Here is a 23,674-nt window from a genome sequence, read left to right on the forward strand (position 1 = left end):
AAAAGATGATTTGTAATAATTTAGAAAAATAACAAAAATAATTTACAAAAAATAAGTAAAAAGTAAACTGTTGTACTTGTTCGAAAGTAACTGTACTAACTAAAGATTGTGCTTAACTTAAATTTGCGAAAGCGCTATCTATTGTTATATAAGGAATTTTCAAAAAATTTATATCACATCTCAAATAAATTACTAGAAAATTAAAAAACAGTTTCTACTATTCTCTTTATACAGATTCTTTGGTACGATGATGTAAGTAAAATTTTTGGGAGGATTTATTAATTATGAAAAAAATGGTTACAGCCACAATTGCTACGTTATCTTTAGGAGCAATTGGCGTTGCACAAGGAGAAGCACAGGCTTCAGAAAACAATCAATCTAACGCACAATATACAAGTAATCAATCTTATAATGATATTTTTAATTACGGTTATATTGATCAAGATGATAATGGGAACTATCATCACACATTAGATGGTAACTGGGACCAATCTATGTTTGATCAACAGCAATATTACTTTTATTTAATCGATAATGAAGGACAATATCACTATTATTATTTCCCAATGAACGATCAAGGTTCTAATGTTACAAATACTAATGATGTAAATGTTTCAGATGATAATAATTACACTGGCAATCAAAGCCACTCAGAAGTTCAATCTGAAGGTTATGACATAAATGAAGCGCCAGAAAATAACGAAATTGCCAACGATGAAAGAACGAATCAAACTGCTCAAGCAACTCAAAATAATTCAAATGACAGTGTAGATAATACACAAAATCATACATCAGCAGACAATTATGAAAGCAGCTATACACAAAATAATGGTCATAATGATGTGAAACAAAATGCTACATCAAGTAATGATGTTACACCGCAACAACAAGCTGCACCGCAACAATAAGAACAAGCTGCACCGCAACAAAACACATCACAACAACAAGATTCATCGCAACAAAGCACTACAAACGCACCACAACAAAACACTACAAGTCAATCAACGACTTCTAACAGTACGAGCAATAACGAGACGCACTCAGCAAATTGGTTAACTAAGCATCGCCAATTACAACCATACGGTAGCTATCATGGCGGAGGCGCACACTACGGTGTTGACTATGCTATGTCTGAAAATACACCCGTTTATTCATTGGCTGATGGCACTGTAATCCAAAGTGGTTGGAGTAACTATGGTGGTGGTAACCAAGTTACAATCCAAGAGAAAAACAGTGATAACTATCAATGGTATATGCACATGAATTCCTTAAATGTTCAAAAAGGGCAACAGGTGAAAGAAGGACAACAAATTGGCCTTTCAGGTAGCACAGGTAATTCTACTGCACCTCACCTACACTTCCAACGTATGCAAGGTGGCGTCGGTAACGAGTATTCAGTTGACCCAACATCATACGTAAATTCAAAATCATAATATATGACATATCAGTCGCCTTTGAATATCTTTAAAAGGATATCAGAGGCGATTTTTATTAACTATGTTTAGCTTAAAGCAATATGTAATGGCTTCAAATATGACTTAGATTATTTGAATTATGATCAATGACATATCATAATTACACTAAAGTCTAATTGAAAGGGAAGATGATATGTTTACAATATATGGCCATAGAGGCTTACCAAGTAAAGCTCCCGAAAATACGTTAGCAGCATTTGAAGCAGCAGCAAAGGTGTCTGGGCTCAAGTGGGTTGAACTAGATGTTGCTATAACAAAAGATGAAAAGCTCATTATTATTCACGATGATTTTTTAGATAGAACAACGGATATGATTGGTGAAGTCACGCACATGTACTATGATGAAGTCAAACAAGCCTCTGCAGGAAACTGGTTCCATTCGCAATATAAGAATGAAAGATTACCAACTTTCGATGAAATCATTACATTTGCTAATAACCATAAAATGAATTTGAATATTGAATTGAAAGGTGTAACAGGTGACAACGGCAGCGATTTGTCTGAAAGTATGATTAGACAAGTTACTGAAAAATTAAAAAAGCTAAACTCTGATTCAGATGTTCTGTTATCAAGTTTTAATCTTGTTTTAGTAAAATTAGCACAGCAATTCATGCCCCAATATAAACGTGCGGTTATTTTTAAAGCTGCAGCATTTACTGGAGATTGGAGAACGCTTTTAAATTATTGCGGGTCAAATATTGTAAATATAGAAGATGCAAAGCTTACAAAAAATCGTGTACGTTCAATTAAAAATGCTGGTTATGAATTAAATGTATGGACAGTAAATAACAAGATGAGGGCTAATCAATTGTCTAATTGGGGCGTAGACGGGATTTTCACAGATAAAGCGGATGAATTAGTACATTTAAATAGTTAATTCATCGACATATAATAGTATGAGGATACAAAATGGTAGTGTAATTTTGTGTCCTCATTTTATATAAGACTATGTACGATATTGTTGGAAGTATGTTTAATAATTATAATTAAATATTCCCTTTGTGTTTATTATACTATATGAAAAATAAATATTATAGACTACTTCTTTTATTAATTGGCACATATAATAGTAAGACGCTTTAGCGAAATGTGGGGGGGCTATTTTATGGAAAATCAAAAACAAGCATTTGAACAAGATTTATATTTACATGGCACAAAAGCTCAGTTGCAGATAGGTGATTTATTAAATCCTTTGCAAAAATCTAATTATCAAGACCGCATCATAAATTATATTTATTTTACAGGAACATTAGAAGCAGCAAAATGGGGCGCTGAATTGGCTGTAGCATTAGCTAAAGAAGAAGCAGATGCACACATTTATATCATAGAGCCACTAGGAGAATTTGAAGATGATCCCAATGTTACAGACAAGAAGTTTCCTGGCAACCCAACGTGTTCATATCGTTCTAGTGAGCCATTGAAAATTGTTGCAGAATTAGGTTCATGGGAAAGTCATTCTGAAGAAGCAATCAACCAGATGCTAGTAAAAATTGAACAATTGAGAAGTGAAGGTTTAGATATTATAGAAGATTAATAGTTATAAATAAAAAATTAATTATAGGGTTAATTTAATAGAAAGTTCGTTTAATTCATAATTAATTACTTCGCAATATATTTATTTGCTGTTTGATAAATAAATGATAGGTAGTATTATCTTAATGCACAAAAATATTTTTTTAAAAAATATATGAATATGATTAATTTTATTTTACTAGGGTATCTGTCAAAAAAAGGGGGCAATCGATATGAGTAAAATATTAGATTCTTTAATGAGCGCACTAGATAGTATTATTAGCTTCATACCAAATGTTATAGGCGCAATCATATTCTTAATTATTGCGTGGATTATTGCAGTAATTGTCAAGAAAGTTATTGTGAAAGGGCTAAGTGCATTAGGTTTTGAATCTTGGCTACAAAAGAAGGGTTTGGTAGATAATGAAGGAGGAGAATCACAATCTTCTGGATTAATACAAACATTTGGTAAATTAGGTTACTTCTTAGTGTTCTTGCTATTTTTATCATCTGTATTTGATTCATTAAATATGCAGTCGGTGTCTAAACCTATTAAAGGCATGATGAGTAGTATACTTAACTTTGCACCTAAAATTATTGTTGCAGTTATTATACTAGTAATCGGTATTTTTATTGCAAAAGTCTTAGGTACTTTAGTAAAAAATATTTTATCAAGCCTAAATGTGAGCAAATTTAACCGTTATGTGAATTTTGGTGAAAACAAAGAAAGTATAGATATCCCAGTGGCAACAGGTTGGGTTATCACTGCGTTAATTGGTTTATTTTTCACTGTTCAAGCATTAAATACAGTGAACTTAACGGTATTAAATCAAATTGGCGCGGCTATTATCGGTTATTTACCATTAGTAATATCAGCAGCGATTATTTTAGGATTAGGTTTAATAGGTGGTAACTTAATTGCTAAATTAATTAACAAATCTACAGGAAATGGTATGTTAGCTGAAATTGTAAAATATTTAGTTATTATCGTTTCCGTATTTATGACTTTAGACCAATTAAACTTTGCGCAAAGCATTGTAAACGTAGCGTTCTTATTAATTTTAGGTGCCGTTGCAGTTGCTTTCGCAATCGCTTTTGGCATAGGTGGAAAATCATTTGCTGAAAAACAATTAAATAAATTCTCAGACAAAATTGACTCTGAAAAAGATAAATAGTAAAGTAGATGATTTTTAAAATACGTGAGAAGGGAGAGGGGCAGAAATCTCGTTTTTCTATATAGATTTCTTTTCCTTTATGGCAAAGCGTAATAGAGCTAAAGCGCTTGTATAAGCACTACTAGATCCAAGTGCATTAGATTACATGAGTTAAGACTCATGTATAAGTATCAATAACTCAATAAAATTGAGCAGTGAAACTTCAAAAGTAGTTTTTTAAAGCAATAGACTTTGCATTTTCATTACATTCATCTACTGTCAAAATGAAATCTAAGACTGACACATTATTTATGGCTCAGCGCTTTAAAAGTTTGTTATAAACTAATTTCAATCTAGGTAATTATTATCAATTTTATTGAAGGATCTGAGACATTAACCTTATGTTTCAGGTCCTTTTATATTTTTAAGTGAAAGCAAACAATGGATATTAACTTATTAAAATTAATTAATTATAATCTTATTTAACGCAATAATAGTATTAAAATAGTATAGTGATAATATAACTATATAATGTAAAAGGATTAAAAAGTATGTTTTATAAATTAACTAAAGCATTACCGACAGCTATTTGTGGTTTAGTTTTAGGTTTAGTTTCTCTAAGTAATTTGTTATTTAATATGTCTTGGAATATTTTAGCTACAGTATTTTTTATATTGAGTTGTATTGTTTTGTTGCTCTTTATAAAAAAATGTCTTTTATACCCACGTTTAGTTTTGGATGAATTGACTGATCGTAATATCTGCGCCACTTTTCCAGCTTTTACGATGGCTTTAATGACAATTATTTATATTATATATCATCATTTTAAATTTGAATTTGTAGGAATGATATGGTTATGGTGGATAACGATTGTAGTACAATTCATCATTATAATGGGATTTGTTTATTACCATATTATTTTACATAGGAAAGATAAGGTTATACCGAATACGAGTTGGTTTGTAACGTTTGTAGGTATCGGAGTTATATCTGAAACGTCAGGAGATTTTTATCCAATGTTTGGTAAAATGATCGTATATATTGCTACAATATGCTTTATAATATTAGTAGCAATCGTTTTAATAAAAAAAACATGGCGTTTATATAATGAAAATCAATTTCCAATGTCAATCATTATAGCTGCACCTGCTGCACTGTGTTTCAATGGTTATTTACTAAGTGAAACGCATATAGAAACAATAATTGCCATATTTGGTTTTGTGATATCTCAGCTATTGTTTGTAGTTTCTTTAACGTTTATTCCTAAGCTTATAACAATAAATTTTAGATTTTCGTTTTCTGCTTTAACCTTTCCATGGGTAACAACAGCAACTGCTTATTTTAATTTTATGCATCAAGTAAGCATGCCTAAGCAGTTAAAAGCTTTGTTATACATTTTAATGATGTTTGAAATTTTATTTACGTTATTAACAGTCGTTTACGTTGTTTTTGGGTATTTTATGTTTTTAAGAAAAAGAATGATTAAATAGGGATTTTATATAAGGGAGTGGTCGTTATGACTTATCATTTTAATAACGTTGTTAATCGAAGACAGACAAAATCAGTTAAATGGGACACTATGGAATCAGTATATAACATTAAAGACGCCTCAAATGTATTACCAATGTGGATTGCAGATATGGATTTTAAAGCGCCACAACCTGTCATTGAAGCGCTGGAAAGATGTGTTGAACATGGTGTGTTTGGCTATTCTTATTTAGATGAATCGTGTAAAAACGCAATACAATCTTGGCTTGAGAAACGGCATCATTGGTATATTGAAAAAGAATGGGTTATCGCCCATTCAGGGGTTGTTCCTGCCATTGCGTCTATTATTGAAACATTTACAAAGCCAGATGACCGTGTTTTAATAACGCCTCCAGTCTACCCACCGTTTTCAAATTTGCCTTCAGGCATGGATAGAGAATTAGTAGTGTGTTCTTTAATAGAAGAACATGGTAACTACTCTATTGACTTTGAAGATTTTGAGGAAAAATTAAAACAAGGCATAACCATGTTTATATTGTGTAATCCACATAATCCTGGAGGCGTAGTCTGGTCAACAGCTACGTTGGAAAAAATAATTGAATTATGTGTTAAATATGATGTATTGATATTATCAGATGAAATACATTCTGATTTAGTATTTCCTGAATATCAACATATACCGTTAGGCAAGTTAGCATCCGACCAGGCATCTCAAAAAATTATTACTTGCACAGCACCAACGAAAACATTTAACCTAGCGGGTATTCATGCAGCTTTGATTATTTCACCAAATCAAGCTATTCGTCATGCGTTAGAAACTAATTTTACAGCACATGGATTAGGTGTTAATCGCATTAGTCCATTTGGAGCAGCTGCATTAGAAGCAGCTTATACTTACGGTGAAAATTGGCTAGACGAATTATTGCATATCATTTCATCAAACATGGATTACGCTATTGCCGAAATTACAAAAGCGATACCGCAGATAAAAATTAAAAAACCGCAAGCGACTTATTTATTATGGATTGACTATAGACAAACAGGTTTAACTGAATCAGAAATCATGGATAAGCTATTAGAAAAAGGAAAACTTGCACTTGAGCCTGGTACAAAATATGGCGAAGAAGGAAGAGGATTTTTAAGAATGAATGTAGCTTGTGCCCCAAGTACTGTTAAAGATGGCGTTGAACGTTTTATTTCAGCATTGCAATAAAAGGATATAAACAAAAACTGAGAGGTGTTACGATTACATGATACCGCTCAGTTTTTGCTTATGCTATTAAAATGAAATATTTAAAAGGGCCTCATTTATTAACTAATCTATACTATTTTTTGTATTATTATCTTTTTCCCATAGTAAAATATGATTTTTTCCTACCCGCAATTGTTGGATTGGTCCTAGTGTAGCCATATCAATTCTAGAATGATTTAATAAGTCGGAACTTAATGTTAAAGGGCTACCATCAATATCTTCAAAATCAGCATCTACTAGTCTTACTTTAGGAAGAGAGTATGTGGAATGAATATCCCCCTTGAAATTCAGCAATGATTCAGGAATCGTCATATCCAAATAAACGCCCGAGTTGTCCTCTTGAATATTAAGATTTGGATTAAACGCGTTGTCTTGAATAAATGACTGTTCTCTGTCAAAATGTTCAGCTTGATTAAAATAGGCATTATGGTTAATAAATACTGGTTGTTTGATTTTATGAAAAGCTTCGTGGTCTCCTTCTTCTTGTGAAACTAAGTCTATATATTCTTTTAATGATACAGTATAGTCGTTGAAGATACTAGTTCCAATATTTTTAATACCGTTTTTTCCGATAAATATATTATTATAAAAACGATCATCACCACCGTAAACTGGTGCAAATCCTGAAATCAAAGTGCTGTGTGGCACATGATAAGGCGTAGCTCTATCTAACATTAATTTATGAACAATTTCACCACTAATGATATTATTAATATATGCACCACCTTGAGCATGATTATCTAATGCGTAATCAGCTGTTAAAATGTTATTGTCAACCAAATAAGGGCCGCTACTCACTTCTACAAATAAGTCCCTAGTATTATGTGCAAATATATTCTTACTAATTCTAGTACCTTGCGTTTGCCAATCAAACCACATACCTAAAGAACAATGATGAACATAATTATTATATACTTGCGTATCAAGCGCTGCGTGCAATTTTATGCCTGCAATTTCATGACCAAAGAATTCTCGTCTGTTTCCAATATTATAAATATGGTTGTTATAAATAAAACTAAAAGCACTACCTAAATGGCCCACGATTGCGTTTTGACCACAATCATGGATTACATTATTTCTAATAATATGTGAACCTATTGTCTCTTTGTTCCAATCGCTATTTACAGATTTGAATACAGTTTCGATTTGATATTGATAGCCGGGTTTGTCTTTTCTATAAGTGTTGAAATTATCACCTGTAGAGATTTCTTTGCCTATTGATATAGCACTACACATGGAATTGTGTATATGATTATTCTCTATAATCCAATTTTTACTCCAATGTGTATCAATGATGCCAGTTTGATTAGCAGTAGGAGGTGACCATTGTGTTGCTGCGTGTGCAATTTCAAAATTTTGTATTGTAATATAGTTTGTATGTGATTTATTCGGACAAAAAACATGAGGTCTTATGTTAAACTCAATTAATTCGTTATTTGGGTTGTAATCTTGGAAGTTGGCGTAAACAGTCGTAGTATCTTCTTGTATTTTTGCATACCAAACGTATTTTGATTCATTAGTATAATCAAAAGAGACTAATTTATTGGTCCAATGATCTAATATTTCGTTTACAGTTTTAGGGTTTCTCACATTATTAAAATCATTTACTTCAAATAAGGCTTGACCATTTATATAAACTTGGCCTAATGTTTTACCGTTATCAACGACTAACCAATCACCAAAAAGCTTTGTACCAAAGGGATTAAAACCATTAAAGTATTGGTTATTAATATCGACCTTCCATATATTTTGTTCAACGTGTTTCCAATTATTTATTATTTCTGATCCTTTAATAGTTACTTTTTCGTTATCAGCTGCTTTAAATGTAATTCTACGTTTCTCACTTGAGCCGCTATTTATGTGTTTGATTGCTTCTCTGTATACCCCTTCATGGACAATAACAGTATCACCTGGTAAAGCTATTGAAGCCCCTTTATCAATAGTGAGGAAGGGTGAAGATGCTGTGCCCAGCCCGTAATCAGACCCATTTTTAGAGACATGTATTAAATGATTCATATGAAAATACTCCTTTATTTATATATTTGTTTAGATCGTAAAGTACCTACTTTATTTGAGCGTATCTGATTTTTAATTTGTGTAATAAACTTCTCATAATTTAAAAATAGTGTGATAATCGTAATTAATACCACTGTTAATAATGGGAAGTAAATTTGCATGGACTTAATTGCTAATATTGTACTTTCAGATTGAACCGCAGCACCAGCTACATAACCACCAACGGATAATGACCAACCGACAATTGCAGATTGTAAACCAGACCCTATTTTCATACCCGCGCTAGCAAGGCTGAATATAGAACCTTGTACTGGGACGCCAGTTTTCCAATATATGATATCTCCTACGTCTGCAACTATACCACTTAAAGCTGCCGTGAAAGGGACTAACCCGATGCCATTAATTACTAATCCGACAATCAACATGGTTAAGTTCTCTGAGAAAACACCCATCACAATATAAGAAATGATGGAAATAATTAGACCAATCATAATACTTTGTTTAATGCCTAATAATTCGGCAAATTTAGGCGCTATGAGTAATCCTAATATAGTAGGAAGTAGTGTAGATATACTTAATATTGCCATGATATTGGCGTTATCAAAGATGTAAGTTGCATAATAAATTCTCATACTATTATCAGTTTGGCGTAAATACCATAATAGATAGAGCGCAATGGTGATAATAAAATATTTTTCAGTAAGTAATGATTTGAGTATAAGTGTAAAAGGTATGCGTTTTGTTTTACTTTTTGACGTATACTGCTTTGTTGCAATATTTCTTTCTTTAACAAAGTAACCAGTTATCATTAACGGTACAGCACATAAAAATGCGTAAACCAGTGCAGTATAAGTCCAACCTTGTTGGTTTTCACCAAAAAGAGTTACTAAATAAGTAGTAAAAGTTGTAATACAAAGCACGCTAATATTAGAAAAAATGAAGCGTATACTGCCTAAAGATACGCGATCTTTTTCATCTTTTGACATAAATGAAATGAGTGATGAATAAGCAACATTATTAGCAGTATAAAAAACGACAGAAATCAAAAAATAAATAATAAAAATATACACAATTTTGCCGCTATAACCTACAAAGTCAGGAATATTAAACAATAAAAAAGTCAAAACACCTAATATCGGTGCTGTCCAAAAGACCCATGGCTTTGCTTTTCCCATCTTTGTATTAGTATTATCTATGACGCTCCCCATAAATAAATCAGAAGCGCCATCTGCAAAACGGCAAATGAGTATAATAGTGCCAATGACTGAACCAGCGACACCTACAACATCAGTCATGTAAATAATGATGAATGACGCAATGAAGGTCCAGCTGTAATTTGCACCGAAGTCCCCTATACCAAATACTACTTTTTCGTTTGTACGTAACCGCTTTGTTTCAGTTTTCGAATCTACTAAAATACTTTTTTCTCCAGAACTTGCATCAACTGTTTGGTTCATTTAATCCCCCCTAGTAAAAACATCTATCCTAAGTTAGTTAATTTAGTAAACAAACCAACTTGAGTGAAATATTACCACCTAACTTTAATTTTGTAAACGCTTTCTTTAAAAATGGTGACTACTTAAATATTTGTTTTTGAAAAAGAAAATTGAATAACTATAGGTTGCGTCATAAGGTGTTTAGAGAAATATTTTGTGCTATAGTTAAATTAAACTTTGTAATTAAATTGAAAGTACTGTACTTATTTTTTAGAGTTAATATAGAGGTGGTGTTAGTTTGAAACAAATAGACGCGTTAGATTTAAATGAAAACCAAAGACGAGTAATACAACAAATATTTAATAATAAACTCATCTCTAGAGTTCAAATATCTAAAGATTTAAATATTAATAAAGCAACGATTTCGAGCATATTAAATAAGTTAAAAGAGAAAAAATTAGTGAATGAAGTAGGACGTGGAGAAAGCACTAAGAGTGGAGGGAGAAAACCGATACTTTTAGAAATTAATAAACATTTTGGCTACGTGATTTCTTTAGATATTGCGTACGGCTCAATTGAAATGATTTATAACTATTTTAATGGTGAAATACTTAAACATGAATCTATACCATTGTCTAATAAAAAAATGAGCCATGTATTAGATTTGTTAAAACAACACATTAATACAGATGAAAAATATGGTACGCATCATGGGTTGTTAGGTATATCTATTTCTGTCCACGGAATCGTTAATAATAACCAAGAAATTGTTCATTTGCCATTTCATGAAATCGAAGATATTTCAATTACAGAAAGTATTAAAGATATCGCAAATGTGCCTATCATAGTGGAAAATGAAGCGAATTTATCCGCAATTTATGAATGTAATGAAAATAATGACTTAGAAGTTAATAATTTAATCACACTTAGTATACATAAAGGTATTGGCGCGGGTTTAATTATTGATAAAAAATTATATAGAGGTACAGATGGTGAAGCAGGTGAAATTGGAAAAACGCTCGTTTCGGTTATTCAAAATAATCATAAAACATTTCATAAAATTGAAGATATCTGTTCTCAAGATGCTTTAGTTCATAATCTTGAAGAAAGGTTGAACCAAAAATTAACCATGACAGCATTAAAAAAGTTATATTATGATAAAAATGAGATTGTAGTAGACGAAATAAATCAGTTTTCAATGAGAATAGCCATACTGATATATAATCTAAATATGCAAATTAATCCAGAAGCTATTTATATCAATTGTCCATTAATTAACGAATTACCGGACGTTTTAGAAGCTATTAAATCAGCTTTTATGACATATACAAATAAAAATGTAGAGATATGCCTGACTTCCAACGTTAAGTTTTCGACATTGTTGGGAGCAACCCTTGCAATAACACAGAAAGTATTAAAAATTGATAACATAAAACTTAATTTTTAATACTTTCTAGATATATCCATAACTCAAAACATAGGTATTGTTGATTAAAAAAGAGCGGGTATGATATTTTCACTAATTATTAGTAATAGAATTTATTAATTTATTTTCGAAAAGTAGGATAGAAACCAAATTTAAGTGTTTGGTTTCTATCCTACTTTTTTATTTTCTTAAGTAAGCGTTTACAAAAAGAAGAGGAGGTGTTATATTATACTCAAAGTTAGTTAGTTTATTAAATTAACTAACTAAGGAGGAAAATTGAGGAGGAATTCTAATGACTTACTTTGACGTTGAACAAATAAAATACGAAGGGCCTAAATCTAGTAACCCATTTAGTTTTAAATATTATAATGCTAATGAGAACATTGGTGGAAAAACGATGGCAGAACATTTAAGATTTAGCGTTGCTTATTGGCACACATTTACTGCAGATTTATCTGATCCTTTTGGGGTAGGAACAGCTACTAGAGATTGGGATGATTTAGATGAAATGGGTAAATCGAAAGCGCGTGTAGAAGCTATCTTTGAATTTATGGAAAAAACAGGTGTTGAATACTTCTGTTTCCATGATGTTGATATTGCTCCTGAAGGTAAAACATTGAAAGAATCAAACGATAATTTAGATGAAATAGTAAGCTTAATTAAAAATAAAATGAATGAAACAGGTAAGAAATTACTTTGGAATACAACAAATAACTTTACGCACCAACGCTTTGTGCACGGAGCTGCGACTTCTTCAAATGCAGATGTTTTTGCATACGCAGCAGCAAAAGTGAAGAAGTCATTAGAAATTGCAAAAACGTTAGGTTCAGAGAATTTCGTTTTTTGGGGCGGGCGTGAAGGTTATGAAAGTTTATTAAATACAGATATGAAACTAGAGTTAGATAACCTAGCTAAATTCTTTAAAATGGCAATTGCTTATGCAGAAGAAATCGGTTATACAGGGCAATTTTTAATTGAACCCAAGCCTAAAGAACCCACAACGCATCAATATGATACAGATGTAGCGACAGCTCATGCGTTTTTACAAAAATATGACCTAGATAAACATTTTAAATTTAATATTGAGGCAAACCACGCTACTTTAGCAGGTCACTCATTCCAACATGAATTACGCTATGCAAGAGATAATGAGCTTTTAGGGTCAGTAGATGCTAACCAAGGACATCCGCAATTAGGATGGGACACCGATGAATTCCCTACAGATGTATATGATACGACATTGGCAATGTACGAAATATTGAAAAATGGTGGACTTAATCCAGGAGGATTGAATTTTGACGCCAAACCAAGACGTACATCATTTAAACAAGAAGATCTGATATTAACACATGTTGCTGGTATGGATACTTTTGCTCTAGGCTTACGAGTGGCGTCTAAAATGATTGAAGATCAGTTTTTTGAAAAAATCATAGACAAAAAATATGCTTCATTTGCTAGTGGTATTGGCAAACAAATTGTTGATGGAGAAGTCTCCTTCAAGGATTTAGAAAATCACGCTTTAAATCTTACGACAATCGATAATGAATCGGATCATTTGGAAGTGATTAAATCACAAATTAATCAATATATTTTAAATATTAATAATGAGGACTGATTGAAATGAAATACGTCATTGGAATAGATGTCGGGACAAGCGGTATGAAAAGTATAGTTGTTAATCAAAAAGGCAATGTTGTGTCTAGTTATAGCGTTTCTTATCAAACAGAACACCCACATACTGGCTATAGTGAAATGGACCCAAATATCTGGTATGAAGCAGCTATTGAAAGTTTAAAAGTCTTGGTAACTCAGTATGGCGTTGATCAAATATCTGGTGTCAGTTTTTCAGGTCAAATGCATGGTTTGGTAATTGTAGATAACCAAGGGCAAGTAATTAGACCAGCTATATTATGGAATGATACACGAACATCTCAAGCGGTAGCAGATATTAAAGAAAAAATTGGTTTGAAGACTTTGCTTAATGAAACACAGAATACCGTAATTGAAGGTTTCACTTTGCCCAAATTAATATGGCTTAAGCTTCATGAACCAGCGCATTATAATGAAATTTATAAATTTATGTTGCCTAAAGACTATATCGTATATAGGTTGACAGGTAACCTTTATTCTGAGCCTTCAGATGCAGCTGGTACAATTATGTTTAACGTTAAAGAAGAAAATTGGTCGACTACCATTTTAGAAAAATTAGATATTGATACAACCATTTGTCCAGATATCATTCCATCACATGGATTTAGTGGTACATTGACCCAATCAATTATGGAAGAAATTGGTTATAAAGGGGAAGAAACAATAAATGTTTACCAAGGTGGTGCAGACAATGCTTGTGGTGCGTTAGGTGCAGGTATTACAGATGAGAATAAACAGTTAGTAAGTATTGGTACCTCAGGCGTGGCGCTTTCAATTATTAATCATAAAAATTATGAAAATGATGGCAAAGTGCATTATTTTAATCATTGTGTGCCTAATCAAAAATATATTATGGGTGTCACATTATCTGCAGGATACAGTCTAGAATGGATTAAGCAATTATTTAGCAACGAAGAAGATTTTGAAACTTTTTTAAGACCAATAAGTGAATCGAAAATTGGTGCAAATGGTCTCATTTTTACGCCATATTTATTAGGTGAACGAACACCGCATAATGATGCCAAAATACGAGGTAGTTTTATTGGGTTAGACGCGAATACAACGCGTGCAGATATAAAACGCGCTGTTTTAGAAGGAGTTACGTTTTCAATTAAAGACAGTATTCAAATCATAAGAGGTGAAGGTAAGGCCGTTCAAAACATTGTATCCATCGGTGGAGGCGCAAAAAACCCACACTGGTTACAAATACAGGCTGATGTATTTAATGCTCAAATTACTACTAGAACTGAAGAACAAGGTCCAGCGTTTGGCGCTGCGATGCTAGCTGCTATGGGTGAACAATGGTTTGATAGCTTTAGTGATATGAGTGAAATGTGGATTAATTATAACGCATCTATAAATTCAGACGATCATAATGTTGGTTTATATCAATCATATTATGAAATATATCAAGATGTTTACAGAAGTACGCGAGCATTATCAGATAAACTAGTTCAATTCAAGTAGTGAATAAGGGGATGGGCAAATGTCATCTTATAATAATAAAAAATTCATCGTAACGATTGCATTGATTGCGACTCTAGGTGGGCTGTTGTTCGGTTATGATACAGCTGTTATTTCAGGCGCTGAACAGTCTTTACAACGTTATTTAACAGCTGATTATGGTAGTTTTATTCATGGTTTGACTGTTTCAAGTGCCTTGATAGGTTGTGTGATTGGCGGGTTATTATCATCCAACTTTTCAAGTAGGCTAGGTAGAAAGAAATCATTACAAATAGCTGCAATATTATTTATTATTTCAGCCATATTATCTGGGTATCCAGAATTTCTATTCTTTGAGCAAGGCAATGCTAGTTTAGGTTTATTATTAATGTTTAATTTTTACCGGATTATAGGCGGTATAGGCGTTGGGTTAGCTTCCGCAATTTCTCCTATGTATATAAGTGAAATTTCTCCATCATCAATAAGAGGAACACTTGTTTCTTGGAACCAATTTGCGATTATTTTCGGTATGTTGGTCGTTTATTTTGTGAACTATGGTATTACATTTGGAGAAACATCCCATTGGATAGACGCTATTGGTTGGCGCTATATGTTTATAACAGAAGCTATTCCAGCAGCGTTATTTTTTATATTATTGTTTATGGTGCCAGAGACACCAAGATATTTAACTTTAATTAATAAAAATGAAGCGGCGTTTGAAGTGCTAAATAAGATATACAATTCTAAACAGCATGCGCAAAATGTATTGAATGATATTTTATCTACTAAGCGCAAAGGTAATGATGTAAAAGCGCCATTATTTAGCTTTGGCAAAACGGTCATCATTTGTGGAATCGTGTTATCAATTTTTCAACAATTTATTGGTATCAATGTGGCCCTATATTACGCACCAAGAATTTTTGAAAATTTAGGGGCAGGCGGCAACGCTTCTATGATACAAACAGTAGTCATGGGATTGGTTAATGTTATATTTACCGTAATTGCGATTTTATATGTAGATAAATTTGGACGTAAACCGTTATTGATTATTGGCTCAACAGGTATGGCTATAGGTATGATTGGAATGAGTGTGCTGACAGCCAACGGTACATTTGGTGTGATTACATTAGTATTTATGGTGATTTATACTGCATCATTTATGATGAGTTGGGGACCTATCATTTGGGTATTGTTATCAGAAATATTTCCTAATAGAATTAGAAGTGCTGCTATGGCCATTGCAGTTGCAGTACAATGGTTAGCCAACTTTACAATCACTTCCACATATCCATTCATGATGGATATCAGTGGGACAATGACATATAGTTTTTACGCATTAATGAGTATTTTGTCCGGTCTCTTTATTTGGAAATTTATCCCCGAAACGAAGGGTAAAACATTAGAAGAAATAGAATCGATTTGGCAAAAATAAATGTAAGGATAGCGAACTAGAAGACCCTGAGACAGTCATTTGTAATCTCAGGGTCTTCTATAATTTTTACAACCATTTACTAAATGAAGATAGGTTGTTAAATAAGGTTTTAAACGCTGTTTATCTATATTGGCGTTGATATCATAATATCAAAAAGAGGTCTATTTCTCATCTTCTGTTTCCACTTCTTGATAATTCACTGCATCGTAATTTGTTTCCAGTTTGCGCAACTCATCGCGTGTTTCTTTTTTTAAACCTTCACCATAATCCATCATTTTTACAATATCTTTAAACGCTGCATAAGGGATGGCTAATTCATCTATGTCATCTAAAGTGACATGCAAATCAATGTCTTCTGGTCTATGATCTTTTAATTTTGTAACAAAGTCCGGTTCTGTGACAAAAGGTGAGGACATACCAACCATATCTGCATTTTGTAGGGCGTCTAATGCACTTTCAGGAGAATTAATCCCACCGCTAGCAATAAGAGGGACACGTCCATTAATATATTTATAAACGACTGCATTAACATACTTACCTTTATGCTTACCCTCTGAGCGCACTTTGTTTTGGTAAATTTGGCGACCCCAACTGGCAATTGCTAAGTATTGAATATCGGCAGTTTTTAACACCCAGTCTAAATGACGATTAAATTCACTAACAGTATAACCTACCTTACTACCACGCGTTTCTTCTGGTGTCGCACGGTAACCTAAGATAAACTGAGGTGGTGCTTCTCGATCAATAACAGCTTGAACCGCTTTTAATATTTCCAATTCAAAACGGGATCTATTCTCTAAAGTTTGACTGCCATAGGTATCAGTTCTTAAATTAGAAAAAGTAGAGAAAAAGGTTTGTATTAATAAACGTTGTGCAGCTGAAATTTCAACGCCATCAAATCCTGCTTTAATCGCTCGAGAAGTCGCATCGGCATATTGTTGTATTACTGATTTAATTTTGTCTTTAGACATAGATAATACTTCATGTTTGATTGGTGTGTTTAACGTCATAGCGCTTGGACCATAGACTTGCCCAAAATTTAAAATGGCTTGGTTTGAAAAACGACCAGCATGCGTAAGTTGTAGTATAGCTTTATTGCCACTTTGTTTCATCGCATTAGCTAATGTGGTTAACCCTGGAATACAACGATCATCAGTAATACTAAATCCATATTCAAATAATTGTCCGTAGGGTTCAATGTAGGCAGCTCCAGTAACTTGAAGTGGCGCAGAATGTGCGCGACGGCGCGCATACTTAATGTCTTGTTCTGTAATATGGCCATCTTGTGTGGAAGAATTGGTCGTCATTGGAGATAAAACAAAACGGTTATTTAAAATAACCCCGTTCGGTAATGTCAATGGTTCAAATAATGCATCATAATTAGTGTTCATAACTAAAACCTCTATCTTCGTTGTAATAATTAATTTTAAAGTAACACTTAATGAGATTAGGGTCAAAATAATTAAAAAAGTAGAGAATTTTTCAAGCAAAATCTAACAAAAATTCTCTATATGGGTTATCCTATTAGATGAGGATAATGTATTGGATTTATCTTAACTGAAAGTGGTTAGATACTCAAATATACTTACTTAAAGGATGGACGTTAACAAAGCGTATCGTATGATGTATGATTAGTGGAGGTGGTATTTCAAGTGGTCCAATTTAATGTGTTAGATTACGCTATCATTGATGAAGGCAAAACTGCTGAAGATGCCTTACAAGATACTATTCGCTTAGCACAGTTAGCTGACAAACTCGGTTATAAGCGTTTTTGGATGACAGAACATCATAACGTTCCAGCATTTGCATGTAGTAGTCCAGAATTGTTAATGATGCAAATATTGAATAAAACAAAAAAAATTCGTTTGGGTTCTGGTGGGGTCATGTTACCTCATTATAGTCCATATAAAGTAGCTGAGAATTTTCGTATGTTAGAAGCATTACATCCCGGCCGAGTTGATTTAGGGATAGGCAATAATGCAGGTACATCATATGTGAAAGAAGCTATGAACGAAACCAAAGCACGCTTTTTAGACTACGGGCAGTCTATTGAAGACGTCCGTCAGTATTTAACAGAACAGCAAACTAAACAACGACATGACCATGTTGTAGCGCAACCAAGCACAAGTACCATTCCTCAGATGTGGTTACTAAGCACGAGTGTGGCATCTGCTAAAAAAGCAGGTGCACAAGGCATGGGGTACACGTTAGGTACATTTTTGCTACCTAGCGCTAACGCTATAGATAGAGCGAAAGATAGCGTCGATATCTATCGTGATGCATTTCAACCCTCTTCATTGAATATGGATGCAACTGTGATGGTCACTGTTTTTATTGCTTTAGCTGATACAGAAGAAGAAGCTAAAGCTTTAGGTAAAAGCCTAGACATTTGGCTATTAGGTAAACAACAATTTGCTGAGTTTGAACACATGCCTACAATTGATACAGCAAACGCGTATCACCTAACAGAGCGGGATAAGCGCCAAATAACTCAAGGCCGTGCGCGTATGATTGTTGGTACCAAAGATACTGTAAAACTACGATTAGATAGTATGATACAAAAATTTGACGCTGATGAAGTGATGGTGGTGCCTTTAATACCAGGTATCGAAGCGCGTTGTCGAGCAATTGAATTACTTGCAGAAATATATTTATAATGATTTATGAAAGGAAGTTATGATTATGAAAAAATTAGCGAATTATTTATGGGTAGAAAAAGTAGGAGAGCAATATGTTTATAGTATGACACCAGAATTACAAGATGACATTGGTACAGTTGGTTATGTTGAATTTATGGGTAATGATGATATTGAAGTAGACGATGAAATTGTTAGTATCGAGGCTTCTAAAACAGTGCTAGACGTTCAATCTCCTTTAGCAGGCAAAATTGTAGAACGTAACACCAAAGCTGAAGACGAACCGACAATTTTAAATTCAGAAAAGCCAGAAGAAAATTGGTTAATTAAATTAGAAAATGTTGACGAAGCAGCATTTAATGCACTTCCAGAGGCATAATATATGCAACAACAAGAACGTTTATCGTATTTAATTGAATACTTATGGCGTGAAGCTTATGGTGAAGCTACATTAGACCTGCCAGAGAGTGACACAGCCCAATGGGAAATGTATAGGGGACTTGCAAATATAAGACCGCCTCAACCTATCTCTGAGATGTATTTAAATGTTCAAGATGCGTTTTTACAAACGTATAATAATCATTTTATGACTACTATGGACACATTATCGCCATCTATAGGCGATGATGTGTTTTTATGGCAAGGTGATATTACCCAATTAAAAGTAGATGCTATCGTGAATGCAGCTAATAGTCGGTTATTAGGCTGTTTTGAGCCTAATCACAATTGTATTGATAACATTATCCATACAAAAGCAGGTGTACAGTTACGTTTAGCGTGTCATGAACTTATGGAACAACAAGGTAAAAAAGAAGGTATAGGCAAAGCTAAAATAACTTCAGGATATAATCTCCCTGCTCAACATGTTATTCATACAGTAGGACCACAAATCCATAAATTACCAGTCTCAAACATGAATAAGGATTTGTTGGCACGTTCTTACCGTAGTTGTTTAGAAATTGCAGAACAACATCATTTAGATAGTATTGCGTTTTGTTGCATCTCTACAGGGGTGTTTGGCTTTCCGCAAGTAGAAGCGGCAAAGATTGCTATTGATACTGTATTGGCATATAAAAAAGAGCATAACATCGATATGAATATTATTTTTAATGTGTATACTGATACAGATGCTCAATTATACAAGGAGGAACTAAAACGTTATGACTGAATCAACATGGCGTGCCATATCAACCAATCATAATAGTCAATCTGATGTTTTAGCAGAAGCTATCAATGAAGCAGATGCAGTGGTTGTTGGTATCGGCGCAGGTATGTCGGCATCAGATGGTTTTACTTATATTGGCAAAAGATTTACTCAAAATTTTCCAGACTTTATAGAAAAGTACGGTTTTTTTGATATGTTACAAGCAAGCCTCCATACATTTGAAAGTTGGCAAGAATATTGGGCCTTTCAAAGTCGGTTCGTTGCATTGAATTACTTAGACCAACCAGTAGGTGCTTCGTATATCGCATTAAAAGAAATACTAAAAGACAAAGCACATCATATTATTACAACAAATGCAGATAATGCATTTGCAGTAGCTAATTATGATTTAAATAAGGTGTTTCATATTCAAGGAGAATATATTCTTTGGCAATGTAGCCAACATTGTCACGCAGAAACGTATAGAGATGATGCAGCTATCCGTCAAATGGTTAAAGCACAATCTAATATGGAAGTACCACGCGAACTTATGCCGCATTGTCCAAAGTGTGATGCACCAATGGAAATAAATAAGCGAAAAGCACAAGTAGGGATGGTTGAAGATGCAGATTTTGAAGCACAACTCAAGCGTTATAATCAATTTCTCGAAAACCATAAAGAAGGCAAAGTGTTATATTTAGAAATCGGTATTGGGTACACAACACCGCAATTTGTGAAACATCCATTTCAGCGAATGACACGCCATAATCCCGATGCACTATTTATGACGTTGAATAAAAAAGCGTATCGTATACCGCAAAACATACGTAAAAGAACAGTACATTTAACTGATGATATTTCGACATTAATTACAGAAGCAAATAATAAATTAACTAAGTAGGAGAAAGTTATGTATTTAATTGAACCAATTCGAAATGGCGAATATATTACGGATGGCGCTGTTAGTACAGCAATGCAGGTCTATGTTAGTCAAAATATATTTTTAGACGATGATATTTTATTGCCTTATTACTGCGACCCCAAAGTAGAGATAGGTCGTTTTCAGAATACAGCAGTAGAAATTAATCAAGATTATGTAGATGCGCATGACATACAAGTTATGCGTCGAGAGACAGGTGGCGGTGCGGTTTATGTAGATCGCGGTGCGGTAAATATGTGTTGTCTATTACAAAATGATAATTCGATTTACGGCGATTTCCAAAAATTCTATGAGCCAGCAATTAATGCACTACATCATCTTGGAGCTACTGAAGTCGTCCAAAGTGGGCGTAATGATTTAGAAATTAATGGCAAGAAAGTTTCGGGAGCTGCGATGACCTTAATACAAGGCCGTATCTATGGAGGCTATTCTCTCTTATTAGATGTCGATTATGAACCTATGGTCAAAGTATTAAAGCCCAACCGTAAAAAAATTGAATCAAAAGGTATTAAATCCGTAAGATCAAGAGTTGGAAATATACGAGATTACTTGGCGGCAGCATATCAAGATGTTACCATACACGAATTTAAAGATTTGATGGTTGAACAATTATTAGAATTAGACGATATCAATAATGCTAAACGTTATGAATTAACAGAAAAAGATTGGCAAGCTATTGATGAAATGGTCGCTTCAAAATATAAAAACTGGGAATGGAATTACGGGCGTTCCCCACGTTATGAATATAATAGAGATGCAAAATTAGCAGCCGGCACAGTTGATATTACACTTTCAGTTGAAAAAGGCCGCATTGCTGCATGCCGTATTTATGGTGATTTCTTTGGTCAAGGTAATATTAAAGAAGTAGAGCAACAACTCATTGGTGTACGAGTCATTAAAGCAGATTTACTCGAGGCTTTAAGTGCAATCGATGTTGCTTACTATTTTGGTAAAACTTCTGCTGAAGAACTTGTAGATTTGATATTAAGTTAAAATATTAAGCGATGTTGAAGTGGGCATGACATTTTTTTGAATAAATAGATTACATCCTGCTTTTTATTAAACTAAAAATTTGAGCAGTGACTGATTTAGAAATTGTTTTATGGGTAAACAAATATTAAGCTATTATTTATTGCTTAAGGAGGTTTAATATTGGATAAACAACAAGTTATAGAGGCTTTAAATAAACATGGTCGAATTATTATTGAAACAACAGAGCATGACCGTATAAAGGTGAGCAAGGTTGAAGATAACGACGATAAACAATATATACACGTATTAGAGCCTAAAGAACAAACTATAGAGGTTGCTAAAATAACTGACGTTCAAGAAAATAATTTTAACCAGTTATAAATCTTCTGAGCAGAGAGATTAAGAAGTGTCCCTAGAATGGGATGCTTTTTTATTTAATTTTTATAAAAAATTGAGAAATGTTATAAGTGATGCACAAACTTTAATTATATAAACTATTAATATAAAATAGAGAAATATCAGTCATTATTTAGACACATATGATATAACAATTAAAATGACAATGAAAAGAGGATGGTTATGAACATTGGTATAGTTGGAGCAGGTAAAATTGTCAAAGAAGCACTGCCAGTTATGTCAGAAATACCCGAAATAAAAATAAAAAGTATAGTTACAACTGGTCGTAACTCGGGTAATGTCGCTCAATTAAAAGAACGATTTGAAATAAAGTCTGTTTTTGAAGACTATCAAGCATTTTTAAAAGATGAAAGTATAGATACGATTTATTTAGCTGTACCGAATCACCTTCATTTTGATTATGCGCGTAAAGCGATAGTAGAAGGTAAACATGTGATTTGTGAAAAACCATTTACATTAACTAAATCAGAGTTAATCGCTTTAAAAGATTTAGCGGCAGAGCGTGGCGTGATTATCATTGAGGCAATTACGAATTTATATTTAAGTAATTATGACGTGTTAAAACAATCTATCTCAGAAATTGGGAATTGTAAGATTGCTCAATTTAACTATTCACAGTACTCTTCAAGATATGATGATTTTAAAAAAGGTATGATTCAGCCTGCATTTGACCCAAAACAAGGTGGGGGCGCATTAATGGATATCAATGTTTATAATATTCACTTAGCATTGGCTTTATTTGGTGAGCCCAGTAAAGTAGCATATTATGCAAATGTAGAAAATAATATTGATACATCCGGAATTTTACAACTAGATTATGATAGCATGAAAGTTGTCTGTATCGGAGCTAAAGATTCTAATTCAGATAATCAATCTTATATCCAAGGAGATCAAGCAACTATCCATATTAAAGGACCAACGAATGAATTAAAGGCATTTGAGCTAAAATACCATACGGGCGGCACACAGTATTATCAAGTCAATCTACATAACCACCGGATGTATGAGGAATTTGTGAAAATTGAGCAAGTTATCCGTAATCAAAATACTGAATTTGCTTTAAAACAATTAGAACATAGTATTTGCGTGGTAGATGTTTTAGAGAAGGCGTTATCAAGCGCTAACATTAATATAGGTCCATCTATTAAGTGAAATTTAAAAAATCAGTATATAAATAGCTGAGCAAGGCAATGAATTCTTTTAAAAAATTGAATTTTTGTCTTGCTCTTTTTTATGGTCCCCCCTCGTGACACACAATAGTAATTCGCCTTGCTTAAAATA

At 33.1% G+C, this 23,674-nt stretch carries 19 protein-coding genes and 1 pseudogene; 17 read left to right on the plus strand and 3 right to left on the minus strand.

From position 1 onward, the window contains the following. Positions 1-284 precede the first annotated feature (284 nt). The 6 genes and pseudogenes from BJG89_RS14975 to BJG89_RS01595 all read left to right on the plus strand — a co-directional run bounded on the left by BJG89_RS14975 (position 285) and on the right by BJG89_RS01595 (position 6,842). Positions 285-1,433, plus strand: a pseudogene (locus BJG89_RS14975) (M23 family metallopeptidase). Between the two features lie 175 nt (positions 1,434-1,608). Next, positions 1,609-2,352 (plus strand): glycerophosphodiester phosphodiesterase family protein, encoded by a 744-nt coding sequence (locus tag BJG89_RS01575; protein WP_096808215.1) that lies wholly within the window; start codon positions 1,609-1,611, stop codon positions 2,350-2,352. A 210-nt stretch (positions 2,353-2,562) separates the two neighbouring features. Beyond that, on the plus strand, positions 2,563-3,009 hold the full coding sequence (arr, locus tag BJG89_RS01580) for an NAD(+)--rifampin ADP-ribosyltransferase (RefSeq protein WP_418347398.1): 447 nt from the start codon (positions 2,563-2,565) through the stop codon (positions 3,007-3,009). 211 nt (positions 3,010-3,220) lie between these two features. Next, positions 3,221-4,162, plus strand: coding sequence for a mechanosensitive ion channel (locus BJG89_RS01585; protein ID WP_096808217.1), 942 nt, complete (start codon positions 3,221-3,223; stop codon positions 4,160-4,162). Between the two features lie 530 nt (positions 4,163-4,692). Beyond that, on the plus strand, positions 4,693-5,631 hold the full coding sequence (locus tag BJG89_RS01590) for a TDT family transporter (protein WP_096808218.1): 939 nt from the start codon (positions 4,693-4,695) through the stop codon (positions 5,629-5,631). A 26-nt stretch (positions 5,632-5,657) separates the two neighbouring features. After that, positions 5,658-6,842 (plus strand): MalY/PatB family protein, encoded by a 1,185-nt coding sequence (locus BJG89_RS01595; protein ID WP_096808219.1) that lies wholly within the window; start codon positions 5,658-5,660, stop codon positions 6,840-6,842. Between the two features lie 102 nt (positions 6,843-6,944). Here the strand turns inward: BJG89_RS01595 and BJG89_RS01600 are convergent, their stop codons facing one another. After that, on the minus strand, positions 6,945-8,897 hold the full coding sequence (locus BJG89_RS01600) for a right-handed parallel beta-helix repeat-containing protein (protein ID WP_096808220.1): 1,953 nt from the start codon (positions 8,895-8,897) through the stop codon (positions 6,945-6,947). A gap of 14 nt (positions 8,898-8,911) precedes the next feature. Next, complete coding sequence (locus BJG89_RS01605; protein ID WP_096808221.1) at positions 8,912-10,354, minus strand: MFS transporter; 1,443 nt, start codon at positions 10,352-10,354, stop codon at positions 8,912-8,914. A gap of 277 nt (positions 10,355-10,631) precedes the next feature. On the opposite strand from BJG89_RS01605, the gene BJG89_RS01610 reads away from it, so the two are divergent. From BJG89_RS01610 to xylE, 4 genes are all read left to right on the plus strand, one after another. Then, complete coding sequence (locus BJG89_RS01610; RefSeq protein WP_096808222.1) at positions 10,632-11,780, plus strand: ROK family transcriptional regulator; 1,149 nt, start codon at positions 10,632-10,634, stop codon at positions 11,778-11,780. A 271-nt stretch (positions 11,781-12,051) separates the two neighbouring features. Beyond that, positions 12,052-13,374 (plus strand): xylose isomerase, encoded by a 1,323-nt coding sequence (gene xylA, locus BJG89_RS01615; protein WP_096808223.1) that lies wholly within the window; start codon positions 12,052-12,054, stop codon positions 13,372-13,374. A 5-nt stretch (positions 13,375-13,379) separates the two neighbouring features. Next, positions 13,380-14,876, plus strand: coding sequence for a xylulokinase (gene xylB / locus BJG89_RS01620; protein ID WP_096808224.1), 1,497 nt, complete (start codon positions 13,380-13,382; stop codon positions 14,874-14,876). A 19-nt stretch (positions 14,877-14,895) separates the two neighbouring features. Next, positions 14,896-16,284, plus strand: coding sequence for a D-xylose transporter XylE (xylE, locus tag BJG89_RS01625; RefSeq protein WP_096808225.1), 1,389 nt, complete (start codon positions 14,896-14,898; stop codon positions 16,282-16,284). 161 nt (positions 16,285-16,445) lie between these two features. Here xylE and BJG89_RS01630 read toward each other — a convergent pair whose 3' ends face one another. Continuing rightward, on the minus strand, positions 16,446-17,675 hold the full coding sequence (locus BJG89_RS01630) for an NADH-dependent flavin oxidoreductase (protein ID WP_096808226.1): 1,230 nt from the start codon (positions 17,673-17,675) through the stop codon (positions 16,446-16,448). 261 nt (positions 17,676-17,936) lie between these two features. Here BJG89_RS01630 and BJG89_RS01635 point away from each other — a divergent pair, with 261 nt between their 5' ends. The 7 genes from BJG89_RS01635 to BJG89_RS01665 all read left to right on the plus strand — a co-directional run bounded on the left by BJG89_RS01635 (position 17,937) and on the right by BJG89_RS01665 (position 23,545). Further along, positions 17,937-18,941 (plus strand): LLM class flavin-dependent oxidoreductase, encoded by a 1,005-nt coding sequence (locus BJG89_RS01635; RefSeq protein ID WP_096808227.1) that lies wholly within the window; start codon positions 17,937-17,939, stop codon positions 18,939-18,941. A 25-nt stretch (positions 18,942-18,966) separates the two neighbouring features. Continuing rightward, positions 18,967-19,299 carry a glycine cleavage system H family protein gene (locus BJG89_RS01640; RefSeq protein WP_096808228.1) on the plus strand — a complete coding sequence of 111 codons (333 nt, stop codon included), beginning with the start codon at positions 18,967-18,969 and terminating at the stop codon, positions 19,297-19,299. A 3-nt stretch (positions 19,300-19,302) separates the two neighbouring features. Continuing rightward, positions 19,303-20,088 carry a protein-ADP-ribose hydrolase gene (locus BJG89_RS01645; protein WP_096808229.1) on the plus strand — a complete coding sequence of 262 codons (786 nt, stop codon included), beginning with the start codon at positions 19,303-19,305 and terminating at the stop codon, positions 20,086-20,088. Further along, positions 20,081-20,965, plus strand: coding sequence for an SIR2 family NAD-dependent protein deacylase (locus BJG89_RS01650; RefSeq protein WP_096808230.1), 885 nt, complete (start codon positions 20,081-20,083; stop codon positions 20,963-20,965). Before BJG89_RS01645 ends, BJG89_RS01650 begins: the two co-directional genes overlap by 8 nt. A gap of 9 nt (positions 20,966-20,974) precedes the next feature. Continuing rightward, complete coding sequence (locus BJG89_RS01655; RefSeq protein ID WP_096808231.1) at positions 20,975-21,997, plus strand: lipoate--protein ligase; 1,023 nt, start codon at positions 20,975-20,977, stop codon at positions 21,995-21,997. Between the two features lie 159 nt (positions 21,998-22,156). Then, positions 22,157-22,357: a hypothetical protein gene (locus BJG89_RS01660; protein WP_096808232.1), complete on the plus strand. Its 201-nt coding sequence runs from the start codon at positions 22,157-22,159 to the stop codon at positions 22,355-22,357. 198 nt (positions 22,358-22,555) lie between these two features. Continuing rightward, a complete protein-coding gene (locus BJG89_RS01665; RefSeq protein ID WP_096808233.1) occupies positions 22,556-23,545 on the plus strand; it encodes a Gfo/Idh/MocA family protein in 990 nt (329 codons plus the stop codon). Positions 23,546-23,674 lie beyond the last annotated feature (129 nt).

Origin of the sequence: Staphylococcus nepalensis, from assembly GCF_002442935.1 — a bacterium.
Classification (GTDB): domain Bacteria; phylum Bacillota; class Bacilli; order Staphylococcales; family Staphylococcaceae; genus Staphylococcus; species Staphylococcus nepalensis.

Excerpts from the sequence above, each read along its gene's own strand:
- BJG89_RS01650 (WP_096808230.1), top strand. The coding sequence starts at position 20,081 with ATGACTGAATCAACATGGCGTGCCATATCAACCAATCATAATAGTCAA.
- xylB (WP_096808224.1), top strand. The coding sequence starts at position 13,380 with ATGAAATACGTCATTGGAATAGATGTCGGGACAAGCGGTATGAAAAGT.
- BJG89_RS01665 (WP_096808233.1), top strand. The coding sequence starts at position 22,556 with ATGAACATTGGTATAGTTGGAGCAGGTAAAATTGTCAAAGAAGCACTG.
- BJG89_RS01590 (WP_096808218.1), top strand. The coding sequence starts at position 4,693 with ATGTTTTATAAATTAACTAAAGCATTACCGACAGCTATTTGTGGTTTA.
- BJG89_RS01655 (WP_096808231.1), top strand. The coding sequence starts at position 20,975 with ATGTATTTAATTGAACCAATTCGAAATGGCGAATATATTACGGATGGC.
- xylA (WP_096808223.1), top strand. The coding sequence starts at position 12,052 with ATGACTTACTTTGACGTTGAACAAATAAAATACGAAGGGCCTAAATCT.
- BJG89_RS01630 (WP_096808226.1), bottom strand. The coding sequence starts at position 17,675 with ATGAACACTAATTATGATGCATTATTTGAACCATTGACATTACCGAAC.
- BJG89_RS01585 (WP_096808217.1), top strand. The coding sequence starts at position 3,221 with ATGAGTAAAATATTAGATTCTTTAATGAGCGCACTAGATAGTATTATT.
- arr (WP_418347398.1), top strand. The coding sequence starts at position 2,563 with ATGTGGGGGGGCTATTTTATGGAAAATCAAAAACAAGCATTTGAACAA.
- BJG89_RS01645 (WP_096808229.1), top strand. The coding sequence starts at position 19,303 with ATGCAACAACAAGAACGTTTATCGTATTTAATTGAATACTTATGGCGT.
- BJG89_RS01575 (WP_096808215.1), top strand. The coding sequence starts at position 1,609 with ATGTTTACAATATATGGCCATAGAGGCTTACCAAGTAAAGCTCCCGAA.
- xylE (WP_096808225.1), top strand. The coding sequence starts at position 14,896 with ATGTCATCTTATAATAATAAAAAATTCATCGTAACGATTGCATTGATT.
- BJG89_RS01600 (WP_096808220.1), bottom strand. The coding sequence starts at position 8,897 with ATGAATCATTTAATACATGTCTCTAAAAATGGGTCTGATTACGGGCTG.
- BJG89_RS01640 (WP_096808228.1), top strand. The coding sequence starts at position 18,967 with ATGAAAAAATTAGCGAATTATTTATGGGTAGAAAAAGTAGGAGAGCAA.
- BJG89_RS01595 (WP_096808219.1), top strand. The coding sequence starts at position 5,658 with ATGACTTATCATTTTAATAACGTTGTTAATCGAAGACAGACAAAATCA.
- BJG89_RS01605 (WP_096808221.1), bottom strand. The coding sequence starts at position 10,354 with ATGAACCAAACAGTTGATGCAAGTTCTGGAGAAAAAAGTATTTTAGTA.